The following is a 1,567-nucleotide window of genomic DNA, read 5'->3' on the forward strand; positions in this document are numbered from 1 at the left end:
GTGCTGAGCGGCGGCCCCGGCAGCCGCGACGCTGCCGCCCTGCCCGGCCGGCTGCACTGGACGCTGCGCCCGGCCGGCGCCGGCATCGCGCTGCGCGCGCGCCAGGCCTGCTGCATCGACGGCGAGCTCGCGCTGCTCGTCGAGCCGGGGCTGGGCCGCCTGAAGATCAGCCTGCCCGCGGGCCCGGTGGGCCGCTGGCCGGCGGCCTGGCTGGCCGGCCTGGGCACGCCGTTCAACACGCTGGGGCTGGGCGGCACGGTCGCGCTGGCCAGCCAGGGCCTGGTGGCCGAATCGGCCGCCGGCCGCTGGCGCCTGGCCGGCGGCGCGACGCTGGTGCTGGAGGACATGTCCTCGCGCGTGTCGACGCTGGAGCGGCTGGGCAGCTACCGGCTGGCGCTGGCCGGCGGCGACGTGCCGCAGCTGACGCTGGCGACGCAGCAGGGCCCGCTGCTGCTGTCCGGCGACGGCCAGTGGTCCGGCCGCGGGCTGCGCTTTCGCGGCGAGGCCGCCGCGGCGCCCGGGGCCGAACCGGTGCTGAACAATCTGCTGAACATCATCGGCCGCCGCCAAGGCACGAAGGCCGTCATTTCGATCGGATGAGCATGAAATCCTCGCGCTTCCTCGCCGTCGCGCTGTGCCTGGCCGCCACCGCCCAGATGACGGCGCTGCCCGCCGCGGCGCAGCGCCCGCGTGCGCCGGTCACGGTGAACTTCGTCAACGCCGACATCGACGCCGTGGCACGCGCCTTCGCCGCGATGATCGACCGGCAGATCGCCGTCGACCCGCGCGTCAAGGGCCAGATCACCGTCTACAGCGAGCAGCCGCAGAGCGTGCAGGAGGCCTACCAGAGCTTCCAGTCGGCGCTGCGCGGGCTGGGTTTCGCCGTCGTCGAGAGCGGCGGGCTGCTGAAGGTGGTGCCCGAGGCCGACGCCAAGCTGCAGACCGGCACCGTCTCGGTGGGCTCGGTCGGCGTGCGCGGCGACCAGGTCATCACGCAGATCTTCCAGCTGCGCTACGAGAACCCGAACAACCTCGTCGCGGTGCTGCGGCCGCTGATCAGCGCCAACAACACGATCAACTCCAACCCCGGCTCGAGCTCGCTGGTCATCACCGACTACGCCGACAACCTGCAGCGCATCGGCCGCATCATCGCCGCGCTCGACCAGCCCACCGCCACCGACCTGGAGGTCGTGCCGCTGGAGCACGCGGTGGCCAGCGACCTGGCGCCGCTGGTGCAGCGCCTGGCCGAGACCGGCAGCACCGTCACCGCGCCCGGCGCGGCCGCCGGCGCCGGCGGCACGACGGTCGTCGCCGACGCGCGCAGCAACTCGCTGATCATCCGCGCGCCCAATGCCGCGCGGCTGGCCGCAGTGCGCGCCGCGATCGCCAAGCTCGACCGCCCGGCCAGCGGCCTGGGCCCGGGCGGCGGGCTGTGGGTCGTGCACCTGAAGAACGCCGACGCGGTGAAGCTGGCGACCGTGCTGCGTGCGGCCTTCGGCACCGCCAGCGGCAGCTCGGGCAGCGGCACGGGCACGCCCACCGGCCTGGGCACGGCGGCCACGCCGAC

The 1,567-nt window shown here is 75.0% G+C and carries 2 protein-coding genes; both read left to right on the forward strand.

Features of this window, described 5'->3' with window-relative positions:
• The coding region (gene gspN, locus RBXJA2T_RS11060; RefSeq protein WP_050801763.1) for a type II secretion system protein N at positions 1-600 on the forward strand (600 nt) is incomplete at its 5' end.
• A 2-nt stretch (positions 601-602) separates the two neighbouring features.
• Positions 603-1,567 (forward strand): secretin N-terminal domain-containing protein (locus RBXJA2T_RS11065; RefSeq protein WP_375136174.1); only part of this gene is annotated, 965 nt, incomplete at its 3' end.

Source organism: Rubrivivax benzoatilyticus JA2 = ATCC BAA-35, from assembly GCF_000190375.1.
Lineage (GTDB): Bacteria > Pseudomonadota > Gammaproteobacteria > Burkholderiales > Burkholderiaceae_C > Rubrivivax > Rubrivivax benzoatilyticus.